We start from the raw sequence: 1,112 nt of genomic DNA, 5'->3' as shown, positions 1-1,112 counted from the left end.
CCGGCGGCGGCCGCGCTGCTGCAACGCCTGCGACAGGCCGAAAGCGTGAGCGCGCAGATCGCCGGGCAGGCCAGCGGCCTGCCGAAAGTGGCGCCGCGCCGCAAAGCCAGGGACTGAGCCCGGATCAGACCCGGATCAGACCCGGATCAGGAAATACCAGGCGAGCAGGAAGGCGATCACCACGCCCGCGATGCCGAAGCCGAGCACATAGCGCATGCGGTGCAGCTCGATGCCCGCGCGCGCCCGGTCGCCCGGCACCACGCGCTGCTCGCTTTCGGTTTCAGCACGTTCTTCAGGACCATACTGGGCTGGCATGGGCAGCTCCTTTCCCGCTGGCGCGGCGGATTCCATGTCTGCCCCAAACGAAACGGGCGCCGGGTTTGTTCCCCGGCGCCCGGCGTCGCAGCCCCCCTGTTTTTTTCTAGCGCGACGTCAGCTCTTGTTCATGCGGTTGTTGACCAGGTCGTCGACCACGGACGGATCGGCCAGCGTGCTGGTATCGCCCAGGCTGCCGAACTCGTTCTCGGCGATCTTGCGCAGGATGCGGCGCATGATCTTGCCCGAGCGGGTCTTGGGCAGGCCCGGCGCCCACTGGATCAGGTCGGGCGAGGCGATCGGCCCGATCAGCGCGCGCACATGCTGCACCAGTTCCTTGCGCAGCTCCTCGCTCGGCTGGATGCCGGCCTTCAGCGTCACATAGGCATAGATGCCCTGGCCCTTGATGTCGTGCGGATAGCCCACCACGGCGGCCTCGGCCACCTTGAGATGGGCGACCAGCGCGCTTTCCACTTCCGCCGTGCCCATGCGGTGGCCCGAGACGTTGATCACGTCGTCGACGCGGCCGGTGATCCAGTAATAGCCGTCGGCGTCGCGGCGGCAGCCGTCGCCGGTGAAATAGCGGCCGGGGAAAGTGGCGAAATAGGTGTCGATGAAGCGCTGGTGGTCGCCATAGACCGTGCGCATCATGCCTGGCCAGCTGTCAGCGATGCACAGGTTGCCCTCGGTGGCGCCATGCAGCTCGTTGCCGTCGCCGTCCACAATGACCGGCTTGACGCCGAAGAAGGGCAAAGTGGCCGAGCCCGGCTTCTGCGCGATGGCGCCGGGCAGCGGCG

The 1,112-nt window shown here is 67.6% G+C and carries 1 protein-coding gene and 1 pseudogene; both read right to left on the bottom strand.

All coding sequences use genetic code 11. From position 1 onward, the window contains the following. Positions 1–135: 135 nt before the first annotated feature. Positions 136–315, bottom strand: a complete 180-nt coding sequence (locus Q1J79_RS00770) for a hypothetical protein (RefSeq protein ID WP_300295300.1) — start codon at positions 313–315, stop codon at positions 136–138. A 117-nt stretch (positions 316–432) separates the two neighbouring features. After that, positions 433–1,112, bottom strand: a pseudogene (locus tag Q1J79_RS00765) (AMP-binding protein); the annotation flags it as partial.

Origin of the sequence: Ferrovibrio sp. (assembly GCF_029255545.1) — a bacterium.
In the GTDB taxonomy this organism is placed as follows: domain Bacteria; phylum Pseudomonadota; class Alphaproteobacteria; order Ferrovibrionales; family Ferrovibrionaceae; genus Ferrovibrio.
Note: the sequence above shows the minus strand (reverse complement) of the source record. Positions and strands in the feature narration are given on the sequence as shown.